Raw genomic sequence first — 25,302 nt, forward strand, 5'->3', positions numbered from 1 at the left:
GTCGCCGCGAACCACATCACGATCGCGGACAAGGTGCAGTTCGAGCTGAACAGCGCCGTCATCAAGCCCGAGAGCTTCCCCCTCTTGAACGAGGTGGCCGAGGTCATCAAGAAGAACCCGCAGATCAAGAAGCTGGCCGTCGAAGGCCACGCGAGCGCGGACGGCGACGCGAAGCTGAACGAGAAGCTCTCGGACGATCGCGCGAAGTCGGTTCGCCAGTACCTGATCGACAAGGGCGGCATCAAGGGAGAGATGCTCACCGCGAAGGGTTACGGCGAGCTCAAGCCGATCGCCGACAACAAGACCCCCGAGGGCAAAGAGAAGAACCGCCGCGTCGAGTTCACCATCCTCGATGGGGGCAACATCGCCGCCGCGGCCGCCGCTCCTCCTCCTCCCGCCACCCCCGCCACTCCGGCCGTCGCCAAGCCCACGCTGAAGAAGAAGGTGACCAAGTGAAGACGCCGCGCATCGCTCGTACCGCAGCCGCCTCCCTCGCCTCGGTCGCCATGCTCGCCGCCCTCGGCGGGTGCTCCTTCGCCGTGCGCAGCCCGGACATGTACCGGGACGACACCGCGAAGGTGCTCGCCACGAAGAGCCCGGAGATCCAGGCCTGTTACGACGGCATCCTCAAGGGCAAGCCCGGGACCGCCGGCAAGGCCACCGTGAAGTTCAACGTCGAGGTCAAGACCGGCGCGTTCACCGACGTGGCCATCGACAAGGCGAACACCACCGTCCCCGACGACGTCGCCGCCTGCGTGACGCACGCGATGGCCGGTCTCGCGCTCGCGCCGGCGGACTCGAACAAGGGCGAAGCGACCTTCGTCTACGAGTTCACGGCGCCCGCCGCCGCTGCCCCCGCCGCTGCGGCCCCGGCGACCCCGGCCGCCGCCCCGGCTGCCGCCGCCCCGGCTGCCGCCGCCCCGGCTGCCGCCGCCCCCGCCGCGGTGAAGCCGCCGTCGACGGGCCTCAAGCTCAAGTAGCCGCCCAGAACACGGAGCGGACGCGACGATCTCTCTCGAGGTCGTCGCGTCTGTTTGTTTGTGCACGGTCGCCGTTGGGGAACGCTGGTAGAGTCGCCTCGTGAGCGAACGCGGAAGCGACCAGGGCGGCTTGGCCGAGCGCCAGGACCCCAGTGAACCTGCCGACGCGAGCGCGCCGTCGGCCGAGGAGCACGCCGTCGAGCCCGCGCCGCCGTCGGCGACGGCGTCCACGAAGGAGGCGAAGCGCAACCTGCGCGACAAGGCCGTCCGCGCCGCCGGCTGGACCATCGCCGCCGGTCTCCTCGCCCGCGTGCTCGGCATCGTCGGCTCCCTCGGAATTACCTATTTCCTCGACCCCGCGGCCATCGGCGAGGTCCAGCTCGCCGTCATTCTCTGCTTCACGGCAAACCAGTTCACCCTGCTCGGCTATGGGCAATATTTGGTGGCGAAGCCCGACGAGGGACCGGACACGGTGTTCCACGTCACCGTGCTCCACCTCGGGCTCGGCGCGGTCGCCTTCGCGGTCATTCTCGCGCTCGGGGTCCCGCTGGGGCACTGGTTTCATTCGCCCCTGCTCATGCGCTACCTGCCGTGGATGGTGGTCGCGGTCGCGTTCGAGCGGCTCTATTTCGTGCCCGAGCGCGTGCTGATTCGCGAGCTGGATTTTCCACGCGTGGCCGTCGCCCGCTCGCTCTCCGAGCTCACCTATTCGATCTCGAGCGTTGGGCTCGCGGTGCTCGGCTTCGGCGGCATGGCGATCCTCTATGGCAACATCGCGCGCGGCATCGTGCGGCTCTTCATCACATGGCGCTTCGTGCCGCGCGAGGCGTGGCTCACGCCCACGAAGCTCCGCATGGATGTCTACAAGCGCATCCTGCGTTTCGGCTTGCCCCTCGGCGTGAGCCAGGCCTTCGCCTTCGCCAACACGCGGTTCGACAACCTCGTGATGAAGCGCCTGTTTGGCGCCGACATCATGGGTCGCTACACGCTCGCGTACAACCTTGCCGACGTCCCCGCCGAACAGATCGGCGAGCAGATCGCCGAGGTGCTCCTGCCCTCTTTCGCCCGCATGACGCCGGAGGATCGCAAGAACGCCATCGTGCGCGTCACGGGCATCATCGCGCTTGTCATCTTCCCGGTCGCGGTGGGCTTCGGCGCCGTGGCGCTCACCGCGGAGCGCCTCATGCGCTCCAACTGGTTCGGCATCGGGAACATGCTCATGGTGCTCTGCGTGATGAGCATCACGCGGCCGCTGTGCTCGAAGGCGCACTCGTACTTGCAGGCCACGGACCGCACGCTCCGCATCACGCAGCTCGAGGCGTTCAAGCTCGTGGCCGTCATCTCCTGCATCTACGCGTTCTCGCGCTTCGGGCCGCTGTGGTCCTGTTTTGGCGTCGGCCTGGCCTTCCTCATGGAGCTGTCGCTCGCGTGGTACATCATGTCGCGGGGCGACAACATCCCGTACTCGGCCTTCTTCAAGCGGCTCCTGCCGCCGCTCCTCGCGTGCGTGCCGATGGTCGCGGCGGTCGAGGCGACGCGCCGGGGGCTCTTGCTCGTTCTGCCCGACCGGAAGCCCTTCGTCGTGCTCAGCCTCGCCATTCAGATGCTGGTCGGCGCGGTCGCGTATGGGGCGGGGGCGATGCTCCTCGCGCGCACGCAGGCCAACGAGTTTCTGGCGCTCACGCGCAGCGCGCTGCAGCGTCGTCGTGGCAAGGCCGAGCCCGCGCCCGCGAGCGGCTGAGGCTCCGGAGGGCGCCATGAAGATCGCGAGCTACAACGTGAACAGTCTCCGCGCTCGCGAGGCCCGTGTGCTCGCGTGGCTCGCGAAGGAGGCGCCCGACGTGCTCTGCCTCCAGGAGCTCAAGCTCGAGGAGGAGAAGTTCCCACACCTCGAGATCGCGGCGCTCGGCTACAAGGCGGCGGTCTACGGTCAGAAGACGTACAACGGCGTGGCGATTCTCTCGCGGCACGAGCTCACCGACGTGGAGCGGGGCTTCGGTGACGGGGCCGACGATCCTCAGGCGCGCTTCATCGCGGCCACCACCGGCGGAGTCCGCGTCATGTGCGCGTACATGCCGAACGGCGAGTCTCCGTCGTCCGACAAGTACGCCTACAAGCTCGCGTGGTTCGACCGCCTCACGCGGTGGCTCGCGCCGCGGCTAGCGGGAGGGAGCGGGGCAGGTCGCGCGCTCTTGCTCGGCGACTACAACGTCGCGCCGACCGATCTCGACGTGCACGATCCGGCCGCATGGGCTGGCTCCGCGCTGTGCTCGGCCCCCGAACGCGCGGCGTTCCAGGGGCTGCTCGACCTCGGCCTGGTCGACACCTTCCGCGCACTCCACCCGGAGGAGAAGGCCTTCTCGTGGTGGGACTACCGCATGCTCGGCTTCCCCAAGAACCGCGGGCTACGCATCGACCACGTGCTCGTCACGCGCGATCTGATGCCACGTCTCACCGCGGCGTGGATCGACCGCGCCGAGCGCAAGGGCAAGCAGCCGAGCGACCACGCGCCGGTGCTCGTCGAGCTCTCCGACACGTAGCCCTCGCGCTGCACGAAGCTCGGCGACGGCGAGACGTCGCCCCCAAGACGCGACGCGCGATCGGGCGCGCTCGGGCGCTCAGCGCGCGAGCCGCGATCGCGCCCATCGTCGGCCGCGCTCGGATTCCGGGAACCTCCGACGTTCCCCGGTGTCTCGGGCCCCATGCGCGCGGCGCTGCTCCTGCTCGGCCTCGCCTCCTGCGGCGCCCCACTCTCCTCCTCGAAGGCGGCGGTGGTCCCCGCCCCGCCACTGACTCCGGCGGCCGCCGCGAGCGCTCCGCCCGCGGTCGCCGCGATCGAGCCGCTCGAGGACCTCGCCTGCGAGAGGGTCACATTCCCCGCGGCGGGCGCTTCGGTGCTGATCGTCCCGGGGCCGACGATGACCCGCGCGCTCCTGCCCGTCGTACGCGCCGCCTGCTCGTGCACGCGCCCGGGCCAGCGCTTGCACCTGACGGCGGTCATCCTTCCCGAGGCGGGGGTCGTGCGCGCGAGCGCCCATGACGACGAAGCGCTCGACCGGTGTCTCCAGGCCACGCTCGAGGGGCGCTTCGCGCCGCCGTTCGAGATCGGGAGCGATTGCATCGGCTGCGGTCCGAAGCGCTTCCCCGGCCTCCGCGGCTCTGCGCCGCCCGCGCCCCTGGAGCCTTCGAGGATCACGTTTCCGTTCACGCTCGTTCATCTCTGAGTGGCCGAGCCGCGCGCGTCCTTCGTCGAGGGTGGACTTCCCCGCGCGATCCCGGCTGCCACCCGCGGATGAGGGGATGTCGACCGTGGCTCCCTGTTTCGCGCGGACCCGTGGCTGCCCGCATGGAGAAGGCGGTGGACGCCGGTGCCCGCATGCGGGACCATCGAGCTCATGGCTCTCCGACTCTGCGCCTCTTGTTCCCGCCATGTCCGCAGCAGCGATGAGGAGTGCCCTTTCTGCGGAGCGCGCTCCTCGGCGGCGGTTCCCGTGCCGGTGTCCCGCGCCACGCGCGCCGCGCTCATCTTCGGCAGCGCTACGCTCGTGGTGGCTGGGGTCGCCTGCGGCGGCACGACCGAGTCGCCGGACGCCTCCTCCGACGCGTCCCCCGTCCCCGTCCAGCCGCCGTATGGCGCGCCGCCTCCCCAAGACGCCGGACTCGACGTCGCCCGGCCTCCCGTCGACGCAGGAGCCGACGCCGACGGCGCCGTGCCGGTGCAGCCGCCCTATGGCGCCCCGCCGCCGGTCGACGCCGGCCGCGACTGACTCCATCGACGGGGCCGCATGTTCCGTCGCGTAATCGCGCGGCGCCCGTGTCGCGAGCCGGCGCGGGGCGTGGGCTCGCGCCAGTCAGGGCTTGACGATGTCGGCCGCGCCTCGAGGGTAGATCTTCCGGTTCGAGAACGAGAAGCCGCCGACGCCGACGACCTTGGTGAGCACCTGGCCCTTCAGGAATCCAGGGATGGGCTGGGGCGGCGGCGCGGCCGAGGTGCCCACGCCGTAGCGCGAGTAGATCTCGTCGTCGATGCGCAAGTTGCCTGTCACGACGAGCTCGTAGAACGGCCCCGTGTCGGGGTTGTCGTTCAAGATGGTGACGTTGTCGAGCTGGAGCAGCATGTTCTCCAGCCCCTCGGCGGAGGTGGCCGTGTTGCCGTACTCGGCGGCGGTCACCACGACCGGGCTGAACGGGAGCGTGGTCTGGTTGCCCGTGGTCTGCAGGGACGCGACCGTGATGGTGCTGATGCCGAAGACCTCGGTGTACACGCCCGTGACGGTGATCTCGTTGCCCACCGAGACCCCCGTCGCGAACGAGTCGGTGAGGAGCGTGATGCCCGAGAACGGCACGGGCGTGGCGTTCGCTTCCTGTAGCCAGAGGCGATCGCTCGTCTTCTTGCCGATGACCCTGCCCCCCGCGAGCGAGACGATCGTGCCCACCTTGGGGTGCTTCACGAGCGCCGGGTTGCGCACGTCGACGATGGTGCTCGCGCACGGGACGGCGCCCGGGTTCGCCTCGGAGCACCCGTCGCACGCGTCGCCGCGGCCGTCTTTGTCGGCGTCTTCTTGCCCCGCGTTCGCGAGGCGAGGGCAGTTGTCGAGCGCGTTGGGCACGCCGTCGCCGTCGACGTCGCCGGCCACGAGCTGCTCGCACTTCTGGGTGGGGTCGTTTGGGCAGACATCGCACGCGTCGCCGACGCCGTCCTTGTCGGAGTCGGCCTGCACCGCGTCGGGGTCGAGCGGCCGCACCGGGTTGAACACGTCGACGCAGTTGTCCGAGATGTCGGGGACGCCGTCGCCGTCCTTGTCTTCCGGGGTGATGCCCTTCGGGTACGCGCTCCGGAAGGGCACGCAGCTCGGCTCGTTCTTCGGGGGAGCGTCTTTGCAGGAGAACAGCGGATAGATGGCCTCGCCCGCGGTGCGGAGGGTCTCGAGGGTGTAGGGCGTCGTGGAGGTGCCCGCGTCGATGCACGCGCGCTTCTGCTTGCCACACACGCCGCCCGCCATCGCGGCGCAGCGATCGCCGCCGCTGGGCAGGAAGGGGCCCTGGGTGAAGAGCCCTTCGTCTCCGTACATCGCCTTGCCGCCGCGGAGCACGAGCGCCACGTCTTCCACGCCGCCTTCGAGCACGGCGCGGTGGTCTTTCGCCTTCGAGCCGTCGTAGACCGCGAGATCGGCGAGGTAACCCACCTTCAGCGCGCCAATGACCGTGCCCGCTCCCACGGCCGCCGCCGCGTTCTCGGTGACCATTCGCCACATGTCGGCGTCGGTGAAGTGTTTGCCGTAGTACTTCTGGTTGAGCTCGTCGGCGCAACGCAGCTCGCGCGACATGTTCATGGACCCCGACACGACCCAGTCGGTGCCGAGCGCGATGGGCACCCCCGCCATGTCGAGCATCACGATGGGCGCGGTGTCGCCGTAGAGGTCCACGTTGGAGCGCGGAGACCAGACGACGCTGGACTGCGATCCGCGCAACAGGGCTCCCTCCTTCGGGGTGGCCGCCACGGCATGGATGACCGCCGTCTGCGGCTTCAGCAGATCGTAGCGTCCCTCTTCTCCGGCGCACACGAGCTCGTTCTTCGCCTCGAGGTCGATGCCCTCGCCGATGTGCGGAAGGTAGCCGCCCAGCTGATCGACCGAAGCCGACGTGGTGCGGCCCGTGTCGTACTCGCAACCGGTCGGGCGGAGCTTGCCCGGCAGGGGGAACACGTCGGAGTCGGCGATCTGGATGGGCATCCCCTCCAGGGTCTGCGCGTCGTCGTCGGCGTTCCGCGCGAGGCCGGTGACCCCGCCGCCGCCCGCGATCGTGGTCGTCCCGCTCATGAGGTAGCGGAGCTCGGCGTACGCCTGGAGCGTGTTGTTGGCGCCGCTGGCGTAGGCGAGGCGTGGCCCACCCCGCGAGCCCTGCCAATCGGCGCGGTGGTAGTAGCGCGTCTGGCCGTGCGACACCGGCGCGTTGTTCGCGTACGTGAGGTGCTCGTGGGGGTTCACGAGGCCTGGCGAGACCACCCCGTCGGGGCAGGTCACGATCGACGCGTCGGCGTACGCGGGGGTGCTCGCGCAGTCGCACCCGACGCAGGCGATCTTGCCGTCCGAGATCAGCACCTCGCCTCGGTGGAACGTCTCGCCCGGGCCGAGGACCGTGCCCTGCACGACCACGTGCCCCACGCCGGTGCCGGTCTTGGTGACGGCGCACACCGCGCCGCCGGCGCCGGGGAACGCGGGGCGGCCGCACTCGGTCACCTTCGGCTGCGGGTTCTTGCTCGCGTGGGGCTCGACCTTCGGCGGGGGCACGAACACGCCGCTGTCGCCGTCAGGATCGCCGGCGTCGCGCCGACTGGGATCGACGGGCGTGTCACGCGTGTCCTCGCGGCACGAGGCGCCGGCCACCGCGCACACGACCCCCACCGTGCCGAGCGAGAGCCGCGCGCCGAGCGCGAGGCGCGACAGGAGGCGAGGCGCGAGCGAGGCTCGCGCGAGGCGAGCGGAGAGCGGAGCGGGCATGGGTCCTCGGAGGCTCAAGGAAAAGGGTCGCGGCGCCCGGTCGGGCGTCGGTCGGCCCATCATTGTGACCGGTTCGCGACCCCACCGCACGGAATCTCACCCGACCTTCAACGAGACGGAGCAGGAACGTGGAGCCGACCCAGGATCGCGGCGAGGCCTTCCTTCAGCGGGGGGCGCCAGAGCTGGAGGAGGTGGCCGCCGCCGCATACGTCGAGGCGCGCGCCGAGGTGCCCGGCGATGCGCTCGGCGTGGTCCACGCCCGTGATGGCGTCGAAGTCGGCGCCGATGACGAACGCGCGGTCGGGCGCCACGAGCGACGGGCGCGTGTAGGGGCTGACGATCGCGTTCGCGCGCTCGAACGCCGCGTGCAGCGCGCTCGCGGCCGCCCCCTCGCCGAGCTCCCCGTGGTCACGCGCGAAGTCGGCCACGGAGGCGAGCGGCACGACGGGGACGGCGAAGGCCAGGTCGCGCTCGAGCGTGGCGAGCAGCGCCGTCGTGTAGCCGCCGAGGCTCGTGCCGACGACGCCGACCCACGGCGCGCCGCGCGCCCGCAGGTGCGTGATGAGTACACGCAAATCGCGAATGATCTGCCGAAAGCCCTCGTTCGTGAGGGCCGGATCGGCGCTCGGGAACGGAGGTGGCCCGCCACCCCGCGCGCCGCGCACCGCGTGGTGGGGCAGCACGGGGAGGGCTACGTCGAGCCCGCGAGAGAAGAACCAGTCGACCGGGAACTTGCGGCTCTCGATGGCGTAGTGTCCGCCGAGATAGCCGTGGATGCACACGACCACGGGCCTGCCCGCGCCGCCGCTGAGGAGTCGCGCGCGGGCGGTGAGGTTCTCGCGGCGGGCCCGCATCGGATCGCGCATGGACGGGAGCCAGGCCGGCTCGTCGCTCGGCCACGAGAGCTCGAAGGTGCCTGCGTTGCGGTCGGTCGTCCGCCCGCGCAACGCGGCCACGAGCACCTCGTTGACCGGCGCTGGGGCGGGCGGCGCGAAGAACCCACGGGCGTCGCCCTCGAGCGCGGGCGCGTAGGCCTCGGCCGCAGCCTCCAGAAGTCCGAGGCGCTGGTCGGCCGACACCCCGAGCCGCGCGGCTTGGGCGCGGGCGCCGCGCAAGTGCACCGCGCTCACGACCGCGCGGTCGAGGGCCTTCGCCGCGACCCCAACGAACCTGCGACCCAGGCTCATGACAGGAACCTCTTCTTCAACTCGGGAGTGGGGACCCGGCACGCCTCGGTCTTGCCGAACCAGCGGTACCGGTTCCTGGCGATCAAATAGTACACGATGTCGCGCACGAACCAGGGCACGACCAAGAGCGTGGCGAACAGCGGCCACGGGAACGCGAGCCTCGCCGCGATGCGAAGGGCGGCGCCCGAGCCGTCGTGGGCGCGCCCGTTCGCTACGAGCACGATCGAGTCGGGATCGCTCTCCGGCAAGGCGATGCCGTGCTCCGTCAGCAGCGCGCGCCCGGCCTCCGACTGGATGGACGCGAAGCGAAGGCGCTCGTTCGGATCGCGATCGATCATGAAGTGGACCGCGCCGTTGCAGAGGTTGCAGACGCCGTCGAACAGCACCACTGCGCCCTCGCTCATCCTGGAACTCTGGCACTCCCCGGGCCGCTTGTCACCGCCCACGCTCGCGTCCCGACCCGCGCCGGCTGTAGACTCGTTCGAGGCGCGAGGCAGGCGCCCGCCCACGTGAGGCGAGCGCGAAGGGGACCGGAGGTGGGAACGTGAAGAGCGCGTGCTTGATTGGCGCCGGGTCGTCCGGGATCGCGGTCGCGAAGGCGCTCCACGAGCGCGGCGTGCCCTTCGACGCCTTCGAGGCGAGCGATCGGGTTGGGGGCAACTGGGTGTTCGGCAACAAGAACGGGATGAGCTCGGCCTACAAGGGCCTGCACATCAACACTTCGCGCGCGCGTATGGAGTACTCCGATTTCCCCATGCCCCCGGGCACGCCCCATTTCCCGCACCACTCGACGATCGCGGCGTATTTCGAGGCCTACATCGACCGGTTCGGGCTCCGCGACAAGATCGCCTTCGAGACCCGGGTCGCGCGGGTCGAGAAGCGCGGCCCCTATGCCTACGAGGTCGCGCTCTCCACCGGCGAGACGCGGCGCTACGACGCGGTGATCGTCGCCAATGGCCACCACTGGGACCCGCTCTGGCCCGAGCCGGCGTTCCCCGGAACGCTCGCGGGGCAGGTGCTGCACTCACACGACTACAAGGAACCGGCGCCCTTCGCGGGCAAGCGCGTCGTCGTGCTCGGGATGGGCAACAGCGCCATGGACATCGCCGTCGAGCTCTCGCACGTCGCGGATCGGGTGTTCCTCGCGGCGCGGCGTGGCGCGCACGTCGTACCGAAGCTCTTGTTTGGCGTGCCGCTCGACCAGGTGTTCACCTCGACCCGGGTGCCGCGCCGCCTGCGCCTCTTGCTCGGGGGCGCGGCGCTTCGCGCGGCTGTGGGCGACGTGACGCGGTACGGGCTGCCGAAGCCCGATCACGCGCTCGGAGAGGCCCACCCCACGATCTCGAGCCGAATCCTCGACCGCCTCGCGCACGGCGCCGTGACGCCCAAGCCGAACCTCGAGCGCCTCGACGGCGGCGAGGTGGTGTTCGTCGACGGCTCGCGCGAGCGGGTCGACGCGGTCATCTACGCGACGGGCTACAAGGTCACGTTCCCGTTCTTCGACGAGTCGTTCGTGTCGGCCAAGGACAACGAGCTGCCGCTCTACAAGCGGGTGTTCCATCCCGAGCACGAGGGCCTCGCGTTCGCGGGCCTGCTGCAGCCGCTGGGCGCGATCATGCCGCTGGCCGAGGCTCAGGGGCTGTGGCTCGCGGAGGTGCTCGCGGGCGCCTGCGCGCTGCCCGATCGGCGCGCCATGGACGCCGCGATCGCGCGCGAGCGGGCCCAGCTGCGCGCGCGCTACGTGCGCTCGAAGCGGCACACGATGCAGGTCGACTTCGACGAGTATCTCGAGGACGTGCACACCGAGATCGCGCGCGGACGGCGCCGGGCCGGGGCCGCCGCGCGCGGCTGATCCCCTCGCCGGCCCTGCCGGCGCAATCACCGGTGCGCGCCCCGCGCGCCCATCACGTTGAGGTAATTCGCCCGCTCGAACGCCGAGGGATCGCGCACACGGCCGTGGCTCATCGCGCCGCGCACCTCGCAGAGGTCGGTCGCGCCCCGGCTCTCCATCCACCGGGAGAGCCCCTGCACGAGGCGGTGCGCGTGCTCGGGGCCGTGGCGAAGGAGCGACGAAGCCACCATGACGACGTCTGCGCCGGCGAGGATGTATTTGATCACCTCTTCGGGGCCGTCCACCCCGCGCGTCGCCGCGAGTGACGCGCGAACCCGCCCGTGGAGCAGGCCTATCCACAGGAGAGGGAGGCGGATCTCGTCGGGCGAGCCGAGGTGCCGCGTCGGGAGGAGCTCGAGCCGCTCGATGTCGACGTCGGGCTGGTAGAAGCGGTTGAACAGCACGAGCCCGTCGGCGCCGGCCTCATCGAGCCGCGTCGCCATGTGGCCCATCGCGCTGAAGAAGGGGCTCAGCTTGAGCGAGACGGGGATGGATACTGCGCCCTTCACCGCGGCGAGGATATCGAAATAACGCTGCTCGACCTCGGCCCCCGAGACCCGCAGGTCGGCCTCCACCGAGTAGATGTTGAGCTCCACGGCGGAGGCGCCGGCCTGTTCGACCTGCTTCGCGTAGTCGACCCACCCCTCGGGAGACACGCAGTTCAGGCTGGCGATAATCGGGATATGAAGCGCCGCCCGCGCCATGCGGAGGAGCTCGAGGTAGGCCGTCGGGCCTACGCTGGGTACGTCGAGCTCGGGCAAGTAGCTCGACGACTCGGCGAAGCTCGAGAGCCCCGCGGACGCCACCTGTGAACGGGCCCGCTCCTCCTCGCGGAGCTGCTCCTCGAAGATCGAGAACATGACCACGGCCGAGGCGCCGCCGTCCTCGAGGCGCCTCATGCCGTCGAGCGTGGTCGAGAGCGGGGATGCCGCGGCGATCACGGGGTGGCGCAGCGCGAGGCCCATATACGTCGTGTCGAGCTTCACGGTCGCCTCCGGGCGCCAGCGTGGTGAGGGTCGAATGGCTGCACAGGGTGGAAATGGCTGCCGGCGCGGCTCGCCATCTCCTCGTAGGTCTCCCACTTCTGGTTGACGATCTCCTGCGCCAGCGCCAGGAGGCGCGCGCTCTCCTCGGGGTGGGCGCGCGCGAGCATCGTGTAGCGGAGCTCTCGCCGGGCGTACTCCGCGAGCGGGACGCGCGGGCGCGGCGAGTCGAGCACGAAGGGGTTCCGGTCGGTGTCGCGCAGCGCCGGATTGTACCGGAGCAGCGGCCAGTGACCGCTGCTGACGGCGAGGTCTTGCTGCTCGAGGCCTCGCGACATGTCGATTCCGTGGGCGATGCAGTGGCTGTAGGCGAGCACGAGCGACGGCCCGGGGTAGGCCTCCGCCTCGCGGAGGGCGAGGAGGGTGTGCTGAGGGTTCCCTCCCATCGCTACGCGTGCAACATACACGTTTCCGTAGGAGATGGCCTGGAGCGCCAGGTCCTTCTTCACCGACTGCTTGCCACCGGCGGCGAACTTGGCGACCGCGCCGAGGGGCGTGGCCTTCGACATTTGCCCGCCGGTGTTCGAGTACACCTCGGTGTCGAGCACGAGCACGTTCACGTCGCGCCCGCTCGCGAGCACGTGGTCGACCCCGGACGAGCCGATGTCGTAGGCCCACCCATCGCCGCCCACGATCCACACGCTGCGCCGCACGAGGTGGCCTATCACCGAGAGCAGCTCGCGGGCCGGCTCCGAGTCCAACGCGAGCAGCTTGGCCTTCGCCGCGGCCACCCGCTCGCGCTGGAGGCGGAGCTCGGACTCGGTGCGTTGGGGCGCCGAGGCGAGGTCGTGGACGAGGTCGTCGCCGAGCGTCGCGGCGAGGGACCGCAAGAGCCGCAGGGCCGTGGCGAGGTGAGCGTCGCCGGCGAGCCGGAACCCGAGGCCGAACTCGGCGTTGTCCTCGAAGAGCGAGTTCGACCACGCCGGTCCGCGACCGTCTGCGTTCGTGGTCCACGGGGTCGTCGGCAGATTCCCACCGTAGATCGACGAGCATCCCGTGGCGTTGGCCACGAGCAGGCGGTCGCCGAAGAGCTGCGAGAGGAGCTTCAAGTAGGGTGTCTCGCCGCAGCCGGCGCACGCGCCCGAGAACTCGAAGAGCGGCTCCAGGAACTGCGCTCCCCGGACCGACGAGAAGTCGACGCGAGCGCGATCGTTGACGGGCAGCGATTCGAAGAAGGTGATGTTCTCGCGCGCCGCGTCGAGCAGCGGCGCCTTGTCGGTCATCCCGATCGCCCGCGCGCCGCTCACGAGGAGGCTCCGCGCCGGGCACGCCTCGACACACAACCCGCACCCCGTGCAGTCCTCCACGTACACCTCGAGCGTGTAGCGGGTCTCGGGGAAGCCGCGCGCGCTGATGGGCGCCGAGCGGAAGGTGGCCGGGGCGTCGGCGAGGGCCGCCGCAGGGTAGAACTTCGCGCGGATCACCGAGTGTGGGCACACGAACGCGCAGTTGCCGCACTGCACGCACAGGTCGGGCTCCCACTTGGCGACCGAGTCAGAGACGTTCCGCTTCTCCCAGCGCGTGGTGCCTGAGGGATAGGTGCCGTCGGCCGGCAGCGCGGAGACGGGGAGGGAGTCACCGCGCCCCGCCATCATCGTCGCGGTGACGCGCCGCACGAAGTCCGGCGCAGTGTCGGGCACGAGCGGCAGCCGCACGCGCGTGGGCTCGTCGGCGAGCGCCTCGGGCACGGCGACCCGCGAGAGCGCGGCGAGGGTGCGATCGATCGCCTCCACGTTGCGCCGCACTGCCTCGCGGCCCTTCTTCGCGTAGGTCTTCGCGGCCGCCTCCTTGATCTTGGCGATCGCCTCGTCGCGCGGGAGCACCCGCGAGAGCGCGAAGAAGCAGGTCTGCATGATGGTGTTGGTGAGGGCCCCCATCCCTGCCTCGCGCGCCGTGCGATTGGCGTCGATGACGTAGAGCGCGGCGCCCCGCTCCACGATCTGCGCGCGGAGCCGCCGAGGGAGGTGCGCCCACACCTCATCGGGCGGATGGGGCGAGTTCAGGAGGAGCGTCGCGCCGCGCTGCGCATTCTCGAGTAGGTCCGTTCGCTCGACGAAACCCCACGAGTGACAGGCGACGAAGCTCGGCGAGCGAATCAGGTAGGGCGCGCGGATGGGCCGAGGCCCGAAGCGCAGATGCGACACCGTACGAGAACCCGACTTCTTGGAGTCGTAGACGAAGTATCCCTGCGCGTGGAGGGCGGTATTCTCGCCGATGATCTTGATGCTGTTCTTGTTGGCGCCGACCGTGCCGTCGGCGCCAAGGCCGTAGAATACGGCGCGTACCACGTCGTCGTGCTCCAGCTCGAACGTCTCGTCGTACGCGAGGCTCGTGTGGCTGACGTCGTCGTCGATGCCTATCGTGAAGGGGTGCTTGGGCGTAGGAGCGCGCAGGGTGTCCAGCACGGCCTTGGCCATCGCAGGCGTGAGCTCCTTCGAGCCCAAGCCGTAGCGACCGCCCACGATGCGCGGCATCGCGAAGGGGAGCGCCCCGCGGGCCGAGGCCTCGGCGAGCGTCGTCACCACGTCGGCGTAGAGCGGCTCGCCCGTGGAGCCCGGGGCCTTCGTCCGGTCGAGCACGGCGATCGCGCGCACCGTCGGCGGCAGCGCGGCGAGGAAGTGGGGCGCGGAGAAGGGCAGGCAGAGGCGCACGTGCACGACGCCGCAGCGGTCGCCCCCGCTCGCGAGGTGGAGCGCGGTCTCTCGGAAGGTCTCGGCGGCGGATCCCATGAGCACCGCGACCCGCTCGGCCTCCGGGTGGCCCTGATACTCGAACAGCGAGTAGCGGCGTCCGGTGCGCTCGCCGAGCGCCGCCATCGTCTCGGCGACGATCGTGGGCAGTCGGTCGTAGTAGGGAGTGACCGTCTCGCGCCCCTGGAAATACACGTCCGGGTTCTGCGCCGTGCCCCTCACGAACGGCGTGTCGGGCGAGAGCGCGCGGGCGCGGTGGGCGCGCACGAGCGCGGGATCGACCACCGCGCGGAGATCGTCGTCGGAGAGGAGCGAGACCTTGGAAATCTCGTGCGAGGTGCGGAAACCGTCGAAGAAATGAACGAACGGGACGCGCGCGCGGAGGGTCGCGGCGTGCGCCACGGCGGCGAGATCGTGCGCCTCCTGGACGGAGCTCGACGCGAGCTGGGCGAAACCCGTAGCGCGCACGGCCGCCACGTCGGAGTGATCACCGAAGATCGAGAGCCCCTGCGCGGCGATGGCGCGCGCTGCCACGTGAAAGACGGCGGGCGTGAGCTCGCCGGCGATCTTGTACATGTTCGGGATCATGAGGAGCAGCCCTTGCGACGCGGTGAACGTCGTGGTGAGCGCGCCGCTCTGGAGGGCGCCGTGCACGGCGCCGGCCGCCCCCCCCTCGCTCTGCATCTCGACCACCGAGGGCACGCTGCCCCACACGTTGGGGCGCTCCTCGGCGGACCACTGGTCGGCCAGCTCGGCCATCGTCGACGAGGGCGTGATGGGGTAGATGGCGCATACCTCGCTCACTCGGTAGGCGACGTGCGCCACCGCCTCGTTGCCCTCTAGCGTCACCGTGTCGGCGGGCGTCTGTTCGGGGGTCGGCGACGTCATTTCACGCTCCCTCTTCGGCGATGAGCTCGATCGCGTGGCATGGGCACTGTTCGAAACACACGGCGCACCCCGTGCATCGCTCGAAATCGAAGCGGTAGCGGCGGCCCACCCCCAGCTTCACGATGGCCTGCTCGGGGCACGCGGCGTAGCACCCGTCGCACTCGAAGCAGTTGCCACAGGAGAAGCAGCGCGCGGCCTCGAAGCGCGCCTCTGGCTCGCCCAGGCCCGACACCACCTCCTCGAACGCGTAGGCCGCGCGGAGGCGCTCGTCAGCTGACAGCGCTCGCTCGCGCCGCGCGTCGGCGTCGGTCGAAAACCAGGTGTGCAGCTTGTCGGCCGTGACGCCGGGGTGCTTCGGCGGTGGGGAGTGAGTGGTCCCCCGTAGGAAGGCGTCGATATGCTTCGCGGCCCGCTTGCCGTGCCCCACGGCGACCGTGACGGTGCGCTCGCTCGGCACCATGTCGCCGCCGGCGAACACCCCGGGCTCGCCGGTCATCATCGCGCTGTCGACCTGCACCGTGCCGTCGGGCTTGCGGAGCACCGCGGGGAGCCCGGAGAGGCAGGCGCTCTCGGAGTCCTGGCCGAGCGCGAGGATCAGCGCGTCGGCCTCCAGTGTCTCGAGCTCGCCCGTGGGCTGGGGCACGCCCCGGGCGTCGAGCGCCATGCGCTCTACATGTATCTGCGCGCCCTCGATGGCGTGGATGGTTCGTAGCCAGTGGATCTTGACTCCCTCGGTCGTCGCCTCTGCCGCCTCGGAGGGGTGCGCGGGCATGTGCGCGAGGTCACGGCGATAGATGATGAGCGCCTCCTCGGCGCCGAGCCTCCGCGCGGTGCGGGCGGCGTCCATCGCGGTGTTGCCGCCCCCGTACACCGCGACGCGTCGACCCAGGGTGGGGGCGCGCCCCTCGGAAGCGTCGTGCAGGTAGGTCACCGCGTCGAGCACCTTGCCCGCGTCGCGCGACGGGAGGTCGACGCGCTTGCTGAGGTGCGCGCCCACGGCGACGAAGACCGCGTCGAAGCGCCCTCGCGCGCGGGCTGCGGCGACGTCGTCGACCCGCGCGCCGAGCACGAAGCGGACGCCGAGCTCCTCGATTCGCCGCACCTCGGCCGCGAGCTCCGCGCGGGGCAGTCGGTACGCGGGGATGCCGTATTGGAGCATGCCGCCGGCCACGGGGGCACCGTCGCGCACCTCGACCTCGTGGCCCATTCGCGCGAGGTGGTACGCCGCGGAGAGCCCGCTCGGGCCCGCGCCAACCACCAGCACGCGCCGCCGCGCCGACCCGGGCGGCGGCGGCGGCGGCGGGTCGAGCTTCCAGCCCTTGGCGATCGCGCGGTCCCCAAGGAAGCGCTCGACCGCGTGCACGCTCACCGCCGCGTCGACCTCCGCGCGATTGCAGGCGCTCTCGCAGGGGTGATAGCAGACGCGGCCGTGCACGGCGGGGAGGGGGTTGTCGCGGACGAGCACGCGCCACGCCGCCTCGAAGTGCCCCGCTTGCGCGAGCCCGAGCCAGCCCTGGATGTCCTCGCCGGCCGGGCAGGCCGCGTTGCAGGGCGGCAGCCGATCGACGTAGCGAGGCCGCTGGGTCCGCGTGGCGCCCGTCCCGCGGGCGTGGCCGGACAGATCGGCCGGGTGGGTGTGGTCCTTCCGAAGTGGCGAGGGAGGCATGGTCATCCCCCTGCAACAGTGGCGCCAGCGAGGGCCGCCGCTGCTACGCGCGGAGCCGCATCGAGATGGGACCCTCGGGCTCCCCGACCAGCTCGCGCTTGATGTCGCTCGGCAGCGGGAACCAGCGGAGCGGCTCGGCGTCAGCGGGCATGATCGGGTCTTCGATCTCGAGGCGGTCCGCCTCGCGCTCGACCTCGGCCACCACACGCTGGGCCTCCGCCAAGTAGGCTCGCAGGGCCCACTCGGGCTCGGTGGCGCGCTGGGCCCGGTACGTCAGGTGCCCCCCTTGGTATGCGAGGTCGCGCAGGCTGAGCACCGGCGCGGGGCGGCCCTTGCGGTGCACCCACTGCCCGGTCTTCGGGCAGAAGCGGTAGTGCGGCACGAGCTTCCAGCCGTGCTCGGCGACGAAGGCGATGGCGTCGAGCAGGAACTCGAACACGGGCTCGGAGATGAAGTAGTTGAAGTTTATCCGCACCCAGCCCGGCTTCACGCCCTCGAGTCCAGCGAGGATCGCGCACTGGAACCGGCGCGACGTGCCCGAGTCGATCCCGAGCAGGCGGTGCCCGTAGGGGCCGGCGCAGGAGCACCCGCCCCGCGCCTGCACGCCGAGGAGATCGTTCAGGAGCGCCACCACGAAATTGTGGTGGAGATACCCGTCCTTGTGACGAATCATGAAGCTCACGATCGAGAGCCGCCACGCGCTCAGGTTGCCGAGCACGCGTACGTTCGGGTGGGCTCGCCAGTGCGCGATGGCGCGCGCGACGAAGGTCTCCTCGCGGTGGCGAATGGCCTCCCAGCCGACCGCCTCCTTGAGCTGGAACACGAGCCCGGCCCGGATGGCCTCGACGATGGCCGGGGTCCCGCCCTCTTCGCGGTGCACCGGATCGGCGTGGTACTCGTGCTCATCGGAGGTGACGAACGCGACGGTGCCGCCGCCCGGTTGGGTGGGCACGCGGTTCTTGAACAGCCGCTTCTTCGCGATGAGCAGGCCGGGGGTCCCCGGGCCACCGATGAACTTGTGCGGCGACACGAAGATGGCGTCCTTGTAGATGAGGTGGCCGTCCGGTTGGTCGTCGGCCATGTTCATCTCGATGCGCACGTAGGGCGCCGCGGCCGCGAAGTCCCAGAACGACAGTGCGCCGTGCTTGTGGAGCAGCGAGGCGACCTCGCGGGTGTTGGTGCCGATGCCCGTCACGTTGGAGGCGGCCGAGAAGCTGCCGATCTTGAGCGGTCGGCTGGCGAAGCGAACCAGCTGAGCCTCGAGGGTCTTGAGGTCGACGTGGCCGTCGGCGTCCTCGTCGATCGTGACGACCTCCGCGATCGACTCGCGCCAGGGCAGCTCGTTGCTGTGGTGTTCGTAGGGGCCGATGAACACCACGGGCCGCTCGTCCGTGGGGATCTGCGCGCGGAAGGCGTAGCGCGCGTCGAGATCGGCGGGGAGCCGGAGATTGAGCACGTCGATCATCTTGTTGATCGCGGCCGTGGCCCCCGAGCCGCAGAAGATCACGCAGTCCTCGTCGGTGCAGCCGGTCGCCGCGGCGATGATCGCGCGCGCGTCCTCCCGGAAGCGGGTGGTCTGGCGCCCCGTGCCCGAGGTCTCGGTGTGCGTGTTCGCGTAGAGGGGCATCACCTCGTCGCGGATGAAGTCCTCGATGAAGCCGAGCGAGCGACCCGAGGCCGTGTAGTCCGCGTAGGTGAGCCGGCGGGGGCCGTAGGGGCCGTCGAGCACGCGGTCGTCGCCGATGATCGATCGGCGGATGGTCTCGATGAGGCGCGCGCTGCTATCGGACATGACCCCAGACTAGCAGAAATCCAGCGTTAACGGCTCTCGTCGGCGTTCGCACCGTCTTCGATCACCTCGCCTATCGCCCCGAGCTCGCGGCCGAGGAGCACCATCACGTCGTCGGCGGTGACAATGCCGGTGACGCGCCCTTCCTTGTCGACGATCGGCAGGCGCCTCACGCCGCGCTCGCGCATGCGGAGGACCGCGGTCTCGAGCTCGTCGGTCTCGGAGACCGTGGCGGGGCCGTAGGTGAGCACGTCGGACACGCGGGTCTTGGCTGGTTCGCGCCCCTCGGCGACGACGCGCAGCGCCACGTCGCGGTCGGTGAGGATGCCGACGGGTAGCCCCTCGCGGATCACCACCACGCAGCCGATCTTCTCGTCGCGCATGCGCCGCGCCACTCCGATGATGGAGTCGGTCTCCTCGGCGGTGACGACGGTGCGGCGGAAGCGGGCGATCGACGACATGGGGGCTCCTTCGGGGTCTCGGGGCAGAGCGCGTTGCAGCCGCGATGCCAGCCGGCGCATCGTACTCGATCCAGGCGACGGTGGCGCTCGTCCCCACGGCGGTGCCTCGCGCTCGCGCCCCCCCGTCGCGCAGGGCTTGCGCGTTGCGCGCGCGCCTTGCGTCCGCGGCAGCGCGTCGGGCGACGAACTAGCGCCCCCGTCGCCCTCCGCCCGCCCCGGGCCCGCCGCGGGTCGGCGATCGCCGGGGCGTCGTCGTGCTCGAGCCGCACGGTCGCGTCGCGGGTCGCGCCGGTCCCCGGGACGCCGTCGCGCCATAGTCGGGCGGGACGAGGCAGTGCGGCGCGCGCCCGATGAGATCGGCGCGATCGGCCTTCACGAGCGCCTCGCGCGCGAGCGGCCAGTGCTGCTCGTCCCAGTAGAAGATGAGCGCCTTCATCATGCGCTTCTCGCGCATGTCGGTGGCGGTATACACGGGCTCGCCCGAGAGCGGATCCGTGCCGGTGTAGAACATGGTAGTGGCGATCGCCATCGGCGTGGGGATGAAGTCTTGCACCTGGCGCGGTCGCATTCCGTGCTTCTTCAAATAGAGCGCGAGCTCGACCGTGTCCGCCAGCGTCGAGCCCGGGTGACCGGTGATGAAATAGGGCACGAGGTACTGCTCTCTTCCGGCGTCCTCGCTCGCCTTGCAGAAGGCCGTCGCGAAGCGCTCGTAGCTCGTGATGGAGGGCTTCTTCATCTTCGCGAGCACCTTGTCGCTCGAGTGCTCGGGCGCGACCGAGAGCTGCCCGCCGGTGTGGTGAAGGGCGAGCTCGCGGATGAACTCGGGGCTTCGCTCCGCGAGATCGTAGCGCACACCGCTCGCGATGAAGGCCTTCTTCACCGTGGGCTCGGCGCGCACCTTGCGGAGCAGCGACACGAGCGGCGCGTGGTCGGTGACGAGGTTCTCGCAGATGCCCGGGTAGACACACGAGAGCCGCCGACAGCTCGCCTCGGTCTTCTCGTCCTTGCAGCTCATCTTGTACATGTTGGCCGTAGGGCCCCCCACGTCGGAGAGCACGCCTCGGTAGCCGTCCATGCGCGAGAGGGCGCGCACCTCGCGCAGCACGCTCTCTTCGCTACGGCTCTGGATGACCCGCCCCTCGTGCTCCGTGATGCTGCAGAACGTGCAGCCGCCGAAGCACCCGCGCATGGTCACGATCGAGTGCTTCACGGTCTCGTACGCGGGGATGCGCTCGGTGTACGAGGGGTGGGGGAGCCGCGCGAAGGGCAGGTCGTAGAGGCCGTCCATCTCGGCCTCGGTCAGCGGCGCCGCCGGCGAGTTGAAGTACACGGCCTGGTCGCCGTGCGGCTGGAGCATCGGCCGCCCGTTGCGGGGGTTGGTCTCGTACTGGAGCAGCCGCGACATGCGCGCGAACGCGGCCTTGTCGTCGCGGGCTTCCTCGTAGGAGGGCAGCACGAGGAGCTTCCCGTCGGTCGTGTAGCGGCTCACGTCGGCGAGGAGCGGCTCCCACTCGCGTCTGTTCTTCTTCACGTGCGCAGTGCCCCGCACGTCGGTGAGCGCCGACACGGGCTCGCCCGCCTGGAGCCTCCGCGCGATCTCCCACGCTGGGCGCTCTCCCATGCCGAACACCAGCAGGTCGGCCTTCGCGTCGAGGAGCACGCTGCGGCGCACCTGGTCGGACCAATAGTCGTAATGGGCAATTCGTCGGAGCGAGGCCTCGATGCCGCCGAGCACGATGGGCAGTCCGGGGAAGGCCTGCCGGCACAGGTTCGAGTACACGAGGGTCGCGCGGTTGGGGCGGGCCTCGGTCTTGCCGCCTGGAGTGTATTGGTCCTCGCCCCGGGTCTTCTTCTGCGCCGTGAGACGGTTCAGCATCGAGTCGAGGTTGCCCGCCGCGACGCCCACGAAGAGCCGCGGGCGCCCCATGCGCGCGATGTCGTCGGGGGAGTCCCACCGCGGCTGCGCGACCACGCCCACGCGGAAGCCGCGGCCCTCCAGGAAGCGCGCGATGAGCACGGGGCCGAAGGCCGGGTGGTCCACGTACGCGTCGCCCGTGACGATGAGCACGTCGAGCGCGTCCCACCCGCGGGCGTCGAGATCGGCGCGGGTCGTGGGGAGAAACCGCGGCGCGGTGTCTTGGGGGCGCTTCTTGCCCAAGGTGACCAAGGTGGGGGACGTCATGCGCTTCGGGTCGTAGCACGGCGCGCGGGGATAGCCCGTGGCGCTCGCCGCGCGCGCCGCCACGGGCCGCCCTGGGCCGCCGAGCGAGCGATGCGCGCGGAAACCCTCGCGACCACGGCCGAGGTCGCATACCCTCGCGGGCATGGGGAAGCGCATCAGCGAAGTGTTCGTGAGCAGGGTGGAGAAGCTCGGCGCGCGCGCCGCGCTGAAGGTGAAGCGAGGAGGCCGGTGGGTCTCGACCACCTGGGCGGGCTACTACGAGGCCTCGCGAAAGGCGGCCCGAGCCCTCATGCACCTCGGCATGGCCCCCGGCGAGTCGGTCTGCATCCTCGGGTTCAACTCGCCCGAGTGGGTCATCGCGAACATGGGCGCCATCCTCGCGAGCGGCGTGCCCGCCGGCATCTACACGACGAACAGCCCCGCGCAGTGCCAGTACATCGCGGCCCACTCGGAGTCGCGGGTCGCGTTCGCCGAGAACGACGCGCAGGTCGCGAAGTTCCTCGAGATCCGGGCCGAGCTGCCGCGGCTGCTGGCGATCGTCCAAATGACGGGCAACCCGCGCGCTGGGGTCGACGGCGTCCTCTCGTGGGACGCGTTCTTGGCGCTCGCCGACAAGACGCCTGTGGCCGACCTCGACGCCCGCACCGCCGCGCAGAAGGACAGCGACGTGTGCACGCTCATTTACACGTCGGGCACCACGGGCGACCCGAAAGCGGTGATGATCACCCAGGAGAACGCCGTGTGGACCTCCGAGACGCTCGCCGCGCAGCTCGGCTTCAACGCTGACGACGTGAGCCTCAGCTATCTGCCGCTCAGCCACATCGCCGAGCAGATGTTGACCATCCACGGGCCCATGGCGATCGGCTCGACGGTGTATTTCGCGGAGGGCCTCGAGGCCCTCCCCGACAACCTGCGGGAGGTGCGCCCGACGTATTTCCTAGGAGTGCCGCGCGTTTGGGAGAAGATGATGGCGAAGATGATGGCGGCCGGCGCCGCCGCGCCGCCCCTGCGCAAGAAGCTCGTCGCGTGGGCGAAGAAGGTGGGCCTCGAGGGCGGCTACGCCGAACAGCGCGGGGACACGAAGCCATTCCTCTACCCGCTCGCGAACAAGCTCATCTTCTCGAAGGTGCGCGAGCGCCTGGGGCTCGACCGCGCGCGCGTGTGCGTGACGAGCGCGGCGCCCATCTCGCTCAGCACGCTCGAGTTCTTCCTCAGCCTCGGCGTCCCGCTGCTCGAGGTGTACGGCATGAGCGAGTGCACGGGCCCGGCCACGTTCTCCACGCCCGAGGCCTACAAGACCGGGAAGTGCGGCGTGAAGGTGCCCGGCACCGAGCTGAAGATCGCAGAGGACGGCGAGATTTGCTACCGCGGCAAGCACGTGTTCAAGGGCTACCTGAAGAACGAGCAGGCCACGCGCGAGGCCATCGACGAGGAGGGGTGGCTCCACTCCGGGGACATCGGCACCCTCGACAAGGAGGGCTACGTCCAGATCACCGACCGCAAAAAGGACCTGCTCATCACCGCGGGCGGTGAGAACGTAGCGCCGCAGGTGATCGAAGGGGCGCTCAAGGCCATCCCCGTCGTGGGCCAGGCCGTCGTGCTCGGCGACCGGCGCAAGTTCCTGACCGCCCTGCTCACCCTCGACGCGGAGCGGGTGGTCACAGACGCGCAGCAGTGCGGGAGCTCGGCCCGCGACGTCGAGTCGGCTTCCACCGACCCGGTGTTCCGAAAGCACCTCGAGGGCCTCGTCGAGGGCGTGAACGCCACGCTCGCGCGGGTACAGACCATCAAGAAATTCGCCATCCTCCCCGGCGAGCTCACGATCGAGGGGGGCGAGCTCACCCCGACGATGAAGGTGAAGCGCAAGGTGGTGAACGAGAAGTACAAGGCTGAAATCGAGGCCCTGTACGAGGGCGCCGGCGACTGACGTACGTCGCGTTGTGGGCGGCGGCGAGGGGCCGGGTGGACGCGCGCGAGTTCACCTGGACCCGCAGCGGGCCTGGAGAGTGAACGCCGACCGCGGAAATGAGCCGCAAATTGGGCTCGACGTGGCTGGCACGAGGGTCGCAGAGGGGTGGTCACAACCCGCGCAAGGAGCCTCCTATGATTCGTTCGACCCGCCTGTCCCACTCGCTCTCGTCTGCGTGCGTCCTCGCGCTGGCGTCGCTGGCGTCGCTCGGCGCCTCCGGCTGCGCGGCGAACACGGGTGCGCCGGAGGCCGACGAGGAGGAGGTCGCGTCGATCGAGTCGGCGCTCGCGCGGGAGAACGGCGGCTTCACGATGGCCGACGAGCGGCCCGACTTCGGCGATGAGGAGATCTCCTCGCTCCCGGCGTTCGACGCGCTCGCTGGAGACAAGCCGGCCCTCCCGGGGGCCGCGCTCACGTACAAGCTCGTGCTGCTCTGGGGCCACCTGCCGAGCCCGCACGACGCGGACGACACCCAGGTGGTGCCGCAGAAGATCGACTGGACCGGCTCGGTGTCGGTGGACGCCGGCGTGGTGGGCGTGTCGAGCACGCTCCGCTTCGACGAGAAGGACGCGGTCGCGCCGCGCACGGAGCCGCGCACCGTCTCGTTCACCTCGCGCACCTACCCGGCGGTGGACGGGCTCGTCCTGCGCGTGGCCGTGCCGCCGGGAGGCGCCAAGCTCCACTTCAACACCGCGGCGATGAACGCCGACATCGACCTCACGTCGCTCGCGCGCGACGTGGGCGGAGTCAAGCCGCTGGGTGACGGCCGCAACGGCCTCGCGTGGGTGGGGTTCCCCGACGCCCCGGGCTGCTCCAACGGGTTCGCGTTCGGCCACTGGTCGCGCGTGAAGCCGGGCCTCGGCAAGCTGAAGGCCTCGATCTACGACGACGCGGGCACGCGGATTGGCCGCGCGAAGGGCATCTGGGGCCACGCCAAGCAGGCAGACAAGAACCTCTTCTTCGGCAAGTACATCACGAACGAGGGCGCGCATAAGGGCCTGTTCGGTGGCACGTATGGCGACGGGTCGCTCGGCGGGCTGTGGGGCAACCGGGCCGCGGGCGAAGGCGGCCGGCTGCAGGGCTTCTACAGCGCCGGCTACGACAAGACCGACGCGAAGGGCGTCTGGCTCGGCCGCTGGTCCGAGCCCTGCGCGCGCTGAGCGCCGTCGTCGTAACGTCGACATCGGGCGCCCCGCTCCACGAGCCGGGCGCCCGTAGCGCTTTTGCTCCGCGCCTCGCCGGTCAGTCGACGCGCAGCACGCCGCGGCAGAGGAACGCGTACATCTCGGCGACGATGCGATCCTGGGGGTAGTCGAGGCCGCGCATGACGACCTGGTAGAACAGCTCCTTCATCGCGCCCAAGGTGAGGAGCGCGAAGATGCGCACGTCGCCCGGGGCCACGACGCCGAGCGCCTGACCGTCGCGGTAGGCCTCCTCGAGGACGTTGCCCACCTGCTCGTAGAAGTTGAGCAGGCGGCGATCGAGGTCGGGGTCGAGGCCAACCGCGTCGCTGAGGAGGATCTTCGTGGTGGCGCGGTCCTCGAGCAGCGTGGCGACGATGTTCTCGATGTTCTCCTGGATCTGGGCGGCCACCGTGCGTGAGGGATCGGCGGGGTCCACCTTCACGAACGCGAGGCCGAGCCGCACGAAGGCGTGGTCGACGAGCTCCTCGAACACCGCGCGCTTGTCGTCGAAGTACGAGTAGAACGTGCCCCGCGCGACCCCCGCGGCCGCGACGATCTCGTCGATCTTCGCGGCGTGATACCCTCGCCGCGCGAACACCTCGCGGGCGTGAGCGAGGATCTGCTGGCGTCGCTCGGTCTTGTCCATTCGCGTGAGCGGCCGTGTCTACTCGGTCCGGTGTTCCACGTCACGTCCTTGCGGATGGGCTCTGTGCGCCGCGCCCCGGGGGGGCCGGCGGCGTGGGTCGTTCGGGTGGTCCTCTCGCTGAGTCCGGGCGGCGCGTGCGGCCACTTCCTGAGCGATCGCGCGCGTATGACGCACGCGTGACAGCGCCGCAGAGTGCCCGGGCCCACAATCACGCCCCATGAACCGG

19 protein-coding genes are annotated in these 25,302 nt (G+C 70.5%); 9 read left to right on the top strand and 10 right to left on the bottom strand.

What is annotated here, in order from left to right; all coding sequences use genetic code 11:
* Window positions 1-33: 33 nt before the first annotated feature.
* The 6 genes from IPQ09_10360 to IPQ09_10385 all read left to right on the top strand — a co-directional run bounded on the left by IPQ09_10360 (window position 34) and on the right by IPQ09_10385 (window position 4,747).
* On the top strand, window positions 34-456 hold the full coding sequence (locus IPQ09_10360) for an OmpA family protein (protein ID MBL0194604.1): 423 nt from the start codon (window positions 34-36) through the stop codon (window positions 454-456).
* Window positions 453-980, top strand: coding sequence for an AgmX/PglI C-terminal domain-containing protein (locus IPQ09_10365; GenBank protein MBL0194605.1), 528 nt, complete (start codon window positions 453-455; stop codon window positions 978-980). Before IPQ09_10360 ends, IPQ09_10365 begins: the two co-directional genes overlap by 4 nt.
* Window positions 981-1,080: 100 nt before the next feature.
* Window positions 1,081-2,721 carry an oligosaccharide flippase family protein gene (locus IPQ09_10370; protein MBL0194606.1) on the top strand — a complete coding sequence of 547 codons (1,641 nt, stop codon included), beginning with the start codon at window positions 1,081-1,083 and terminating at the stop codon, window positions 2,719-2,721.
* A gap of 16 nt (window positions 2,722-2,737) precedes the next feature.
* Window positions 2,738-3,520, top strand: coding sequence for an exodeoxyribonuclease III (gene xth / locus IPQ09_10375; GenBank protein MBL0194607.1), 783 nt, complete (start codon window positions 2,738-2,740; stop codon window positions 3,518-3,520).
* Window positions 3,521-3,682: 162 nt separating this feature from the next.
* The gene (locus tag IPQ09_10380; protein ID MBL0194608.1) at window positions 3,683-4,204 is read left to right on the top strand and encodes a hypothetical protein; all 522 of its coding nucleotides are present in this window, start codon (window positions 3,683-3,685) and stop codon (window positions 4,202-4,204) included.
* Between the two features lie 267 nt (window positions 4,205-4,471).
* The gene (locus IPQ09_10385; protein MBL0194609.1) at window positions 4,472-4,747 is read left to right on the top strand and encodes a hypothetical protein; all 276 of its coding nucleotides are present in this window, start codon (window positions 4,472-4,474) and stop codon (window positions 4,745-4,747) included.
* Window positions 4,748-4,831: 84 nt separating this feature from the next.
* Here the strand turns inward: IPQ09_10385 and IPQ09_10390 are convergent, their stop codons facing one another.
* The 3 genes from IPQ09_10390 to IPQ09_10400 form a co-directional block, all read right to left on the bottom strand.
* Entirely contained in the window at window positions 4,832-7,480 is a 2,649-nt protein-coding gene (locus tag IPQ09_10390; protein MBL0194610.1) for a thrombospondin type 3 repeat-containing protein, read from the bottom strand.
* 107 nt (window positions 7,481-7,587) lie between these two features.
* Complete coding sequence (locus IPQ09_10395) at window positions 7,588-8,667, bottom strand: hypothetical protein (GenBank protein ID MBL0194611.1); 1,080 nt, start codon at window positions 8,665-8,667, stop codon at window positions 7,588-7,590.
* Window positions 8,664-9,071 (bottom strand): DUF393 domain-containing protein, encoded by a 408-nt coding sequence (locus IPQ09_10400; protein MBL0194612.1) that lies wholly within the window; start codon window positions 9,069-9,071, stop codon window positions 8,664-8,666. The genes IPQ09_10395 and IPQ09_10400 overlap by 4 nt, the downstream gene beginning before the upstream one ends.
* A 155-nt stretch (window positions 9,072-9,226) precedes the next feature.
* On the opposite strand from IPQ09_10400, the gene IPQ09_10405 reads away from it, so the two are divergent.
* Window positions 9,227-10,519, top strand: coding sequence for an NAD(P)-binding domain-containing protein (locus tag IPQ09_10405; GenBank protein ID MBL0194613.1), 1,293 nt, complete (start codon window positions 9,227-9,229; stop codon window positions 10,517-10,519).
* Window positions 10,520-10,545: 26 nt separating this feature from the next.
* On the opposite strand, the gene IPQ09_10410 is transcribed toward IPQ09_10405, so the two are convergent.
* From IPQ09_10410 to IPQ09_10435, 6 genes are all read right to left on the bottom strand, one after another.
* Window positions 10,546-11,544, bottom strand: a complete 999-nt coding sequence (locus tag IPQ09_10410) for a dihydroorotate dehydrogenase-like protein (GenBank protein ID MBL0194614.1) — start codon at window positions 11,542-11,544, stop codon at window positions 10,546-10,548.
* Complete coding sequence (nifJ, locus tag IPQ09_10415; protein ID MBL0194615.1) at window positions 11,541-15,179, bottom strand: pyruvate:ferredoxin (flavodoxin) oxidoreductase; 3,639 nt, start codon at window positions 15,177-15,179, stop codon at window positions 11,541-11,543. Before nifJ ends, IPQ09_10410 begins: the two co-directional genes overlap by 4 nt.
* A 1-nt stretch (window position 15,180) precedes the next feature.
* Window positions 15,181-16,851, bottom strand: coding sequence for an NAD(P)-binding protein (locus IPQ09_10420; protein ID MBL0194616.1), 1,671 nt, complete (start codon window positions 16,849-16,851; stop codon window positions 15,181-15,183).
* A gap of 37 nt (window positions 16,852-16,888) precedes the next feature.
* Window positions 16,889-18,637 carry an aminotransferase class V-fold PLP-dependent enzyme gene (locus IPQ09_10425; GenBank protein MBL0194617.1) on the bottom strand — a complete coding sequence of 583 codons (1,749 nt, stop codon included), beginning with the start codon at window positions 18,635-18,637 and terminating at the stop codon, window positions 16,889-16,891.
* A 26-nt stretch (window positions 18,638-18,663) separates the two neighbouring features.
* Complete coding sequence (locus tag IPQ09_10430) at window positions 18,664-19,095, bottom strand: CBS domain-containing protein (protein ID MBL0194618.1); 432 nt, start codon at window positions 19,093-19,095, stop codon at window positions 18,664-18,666.
* A 187-nt stretch (window positions 19,096-19,282) separates the two neighbouring features.
* Window positions 19,283-21,277 carry a YgiQ family radical SAM protein gene (locus IPQ09_10435; protein ID MBL0194619.1) on the bottom strand — a complete coding sequence of 665 codons (1,995 nt, stop codon included), beginning with the start codon at window positions 21,275-21,277 and terminating at the stop codon, window positions 19,283-19,285.
* A gap of 142 nt (window positions 21,278-21,419) precedes the next feature.
* On the opposite strand from IPQ09_10435, the gene IPQ09_10440 reads away from it, so the two are divergent.
* Together IPQ09_10440 and IPQ09_10445 are read left to right on the top strand one after the other, a co-directional pair.
* Window positions 21,420-23,204 carry an AMP-binding protein gene (locus IPQ09_10440; GenBank protein MBL0194620.1) on the top strand — a complete coding sequence of 595 codons (1,785 nt, stop codon included), beginning with the start codon at window positions 21,420-21,422 and terminating at the stop codon, window positions 23,202-23,204.
* Between the two features lie 176 nt (window positions 23,205-23,380).
* Window positions 23,381-24,406: a hypothetical protein gene (locus IPQ09_10445; GenBank protein ID MBL0194621.1), complete on the top strand. Its 1,026-nt coding sequence runs from the start codon at window positions 23,381-23,383 to the stop codon at window positions 24,404-24,406.
* Window positions 24,407-24,488: 82 nt separating this feature from the next.
* Here IPQ09_10445 and IPQ09_10450 read toward each other — a convergent pair whose 3' ends face one another.
* Window positions 24,489-25,076: a TetR/AcrR family transcriptional regulator gene (locus IPQ09_10450; GenBank protein MBL0194622.1), complete on the bottom strand. Its 588-nt coding sequence runs from the start codon at window positions 25,074-25,076 to the stop codon at window positions 24,489-24,491.
* Window positions 25,077-25,302 lie beyond the last annotated feature (226 nt).

Source organism: Myxococcales bacterium (genome assembly GCA_016720545.1).
Lineage (GTDB): Bacteria > Myxococcota_A > Polyangia > Polyangiales > Polyangiaceae > JAAFHV01.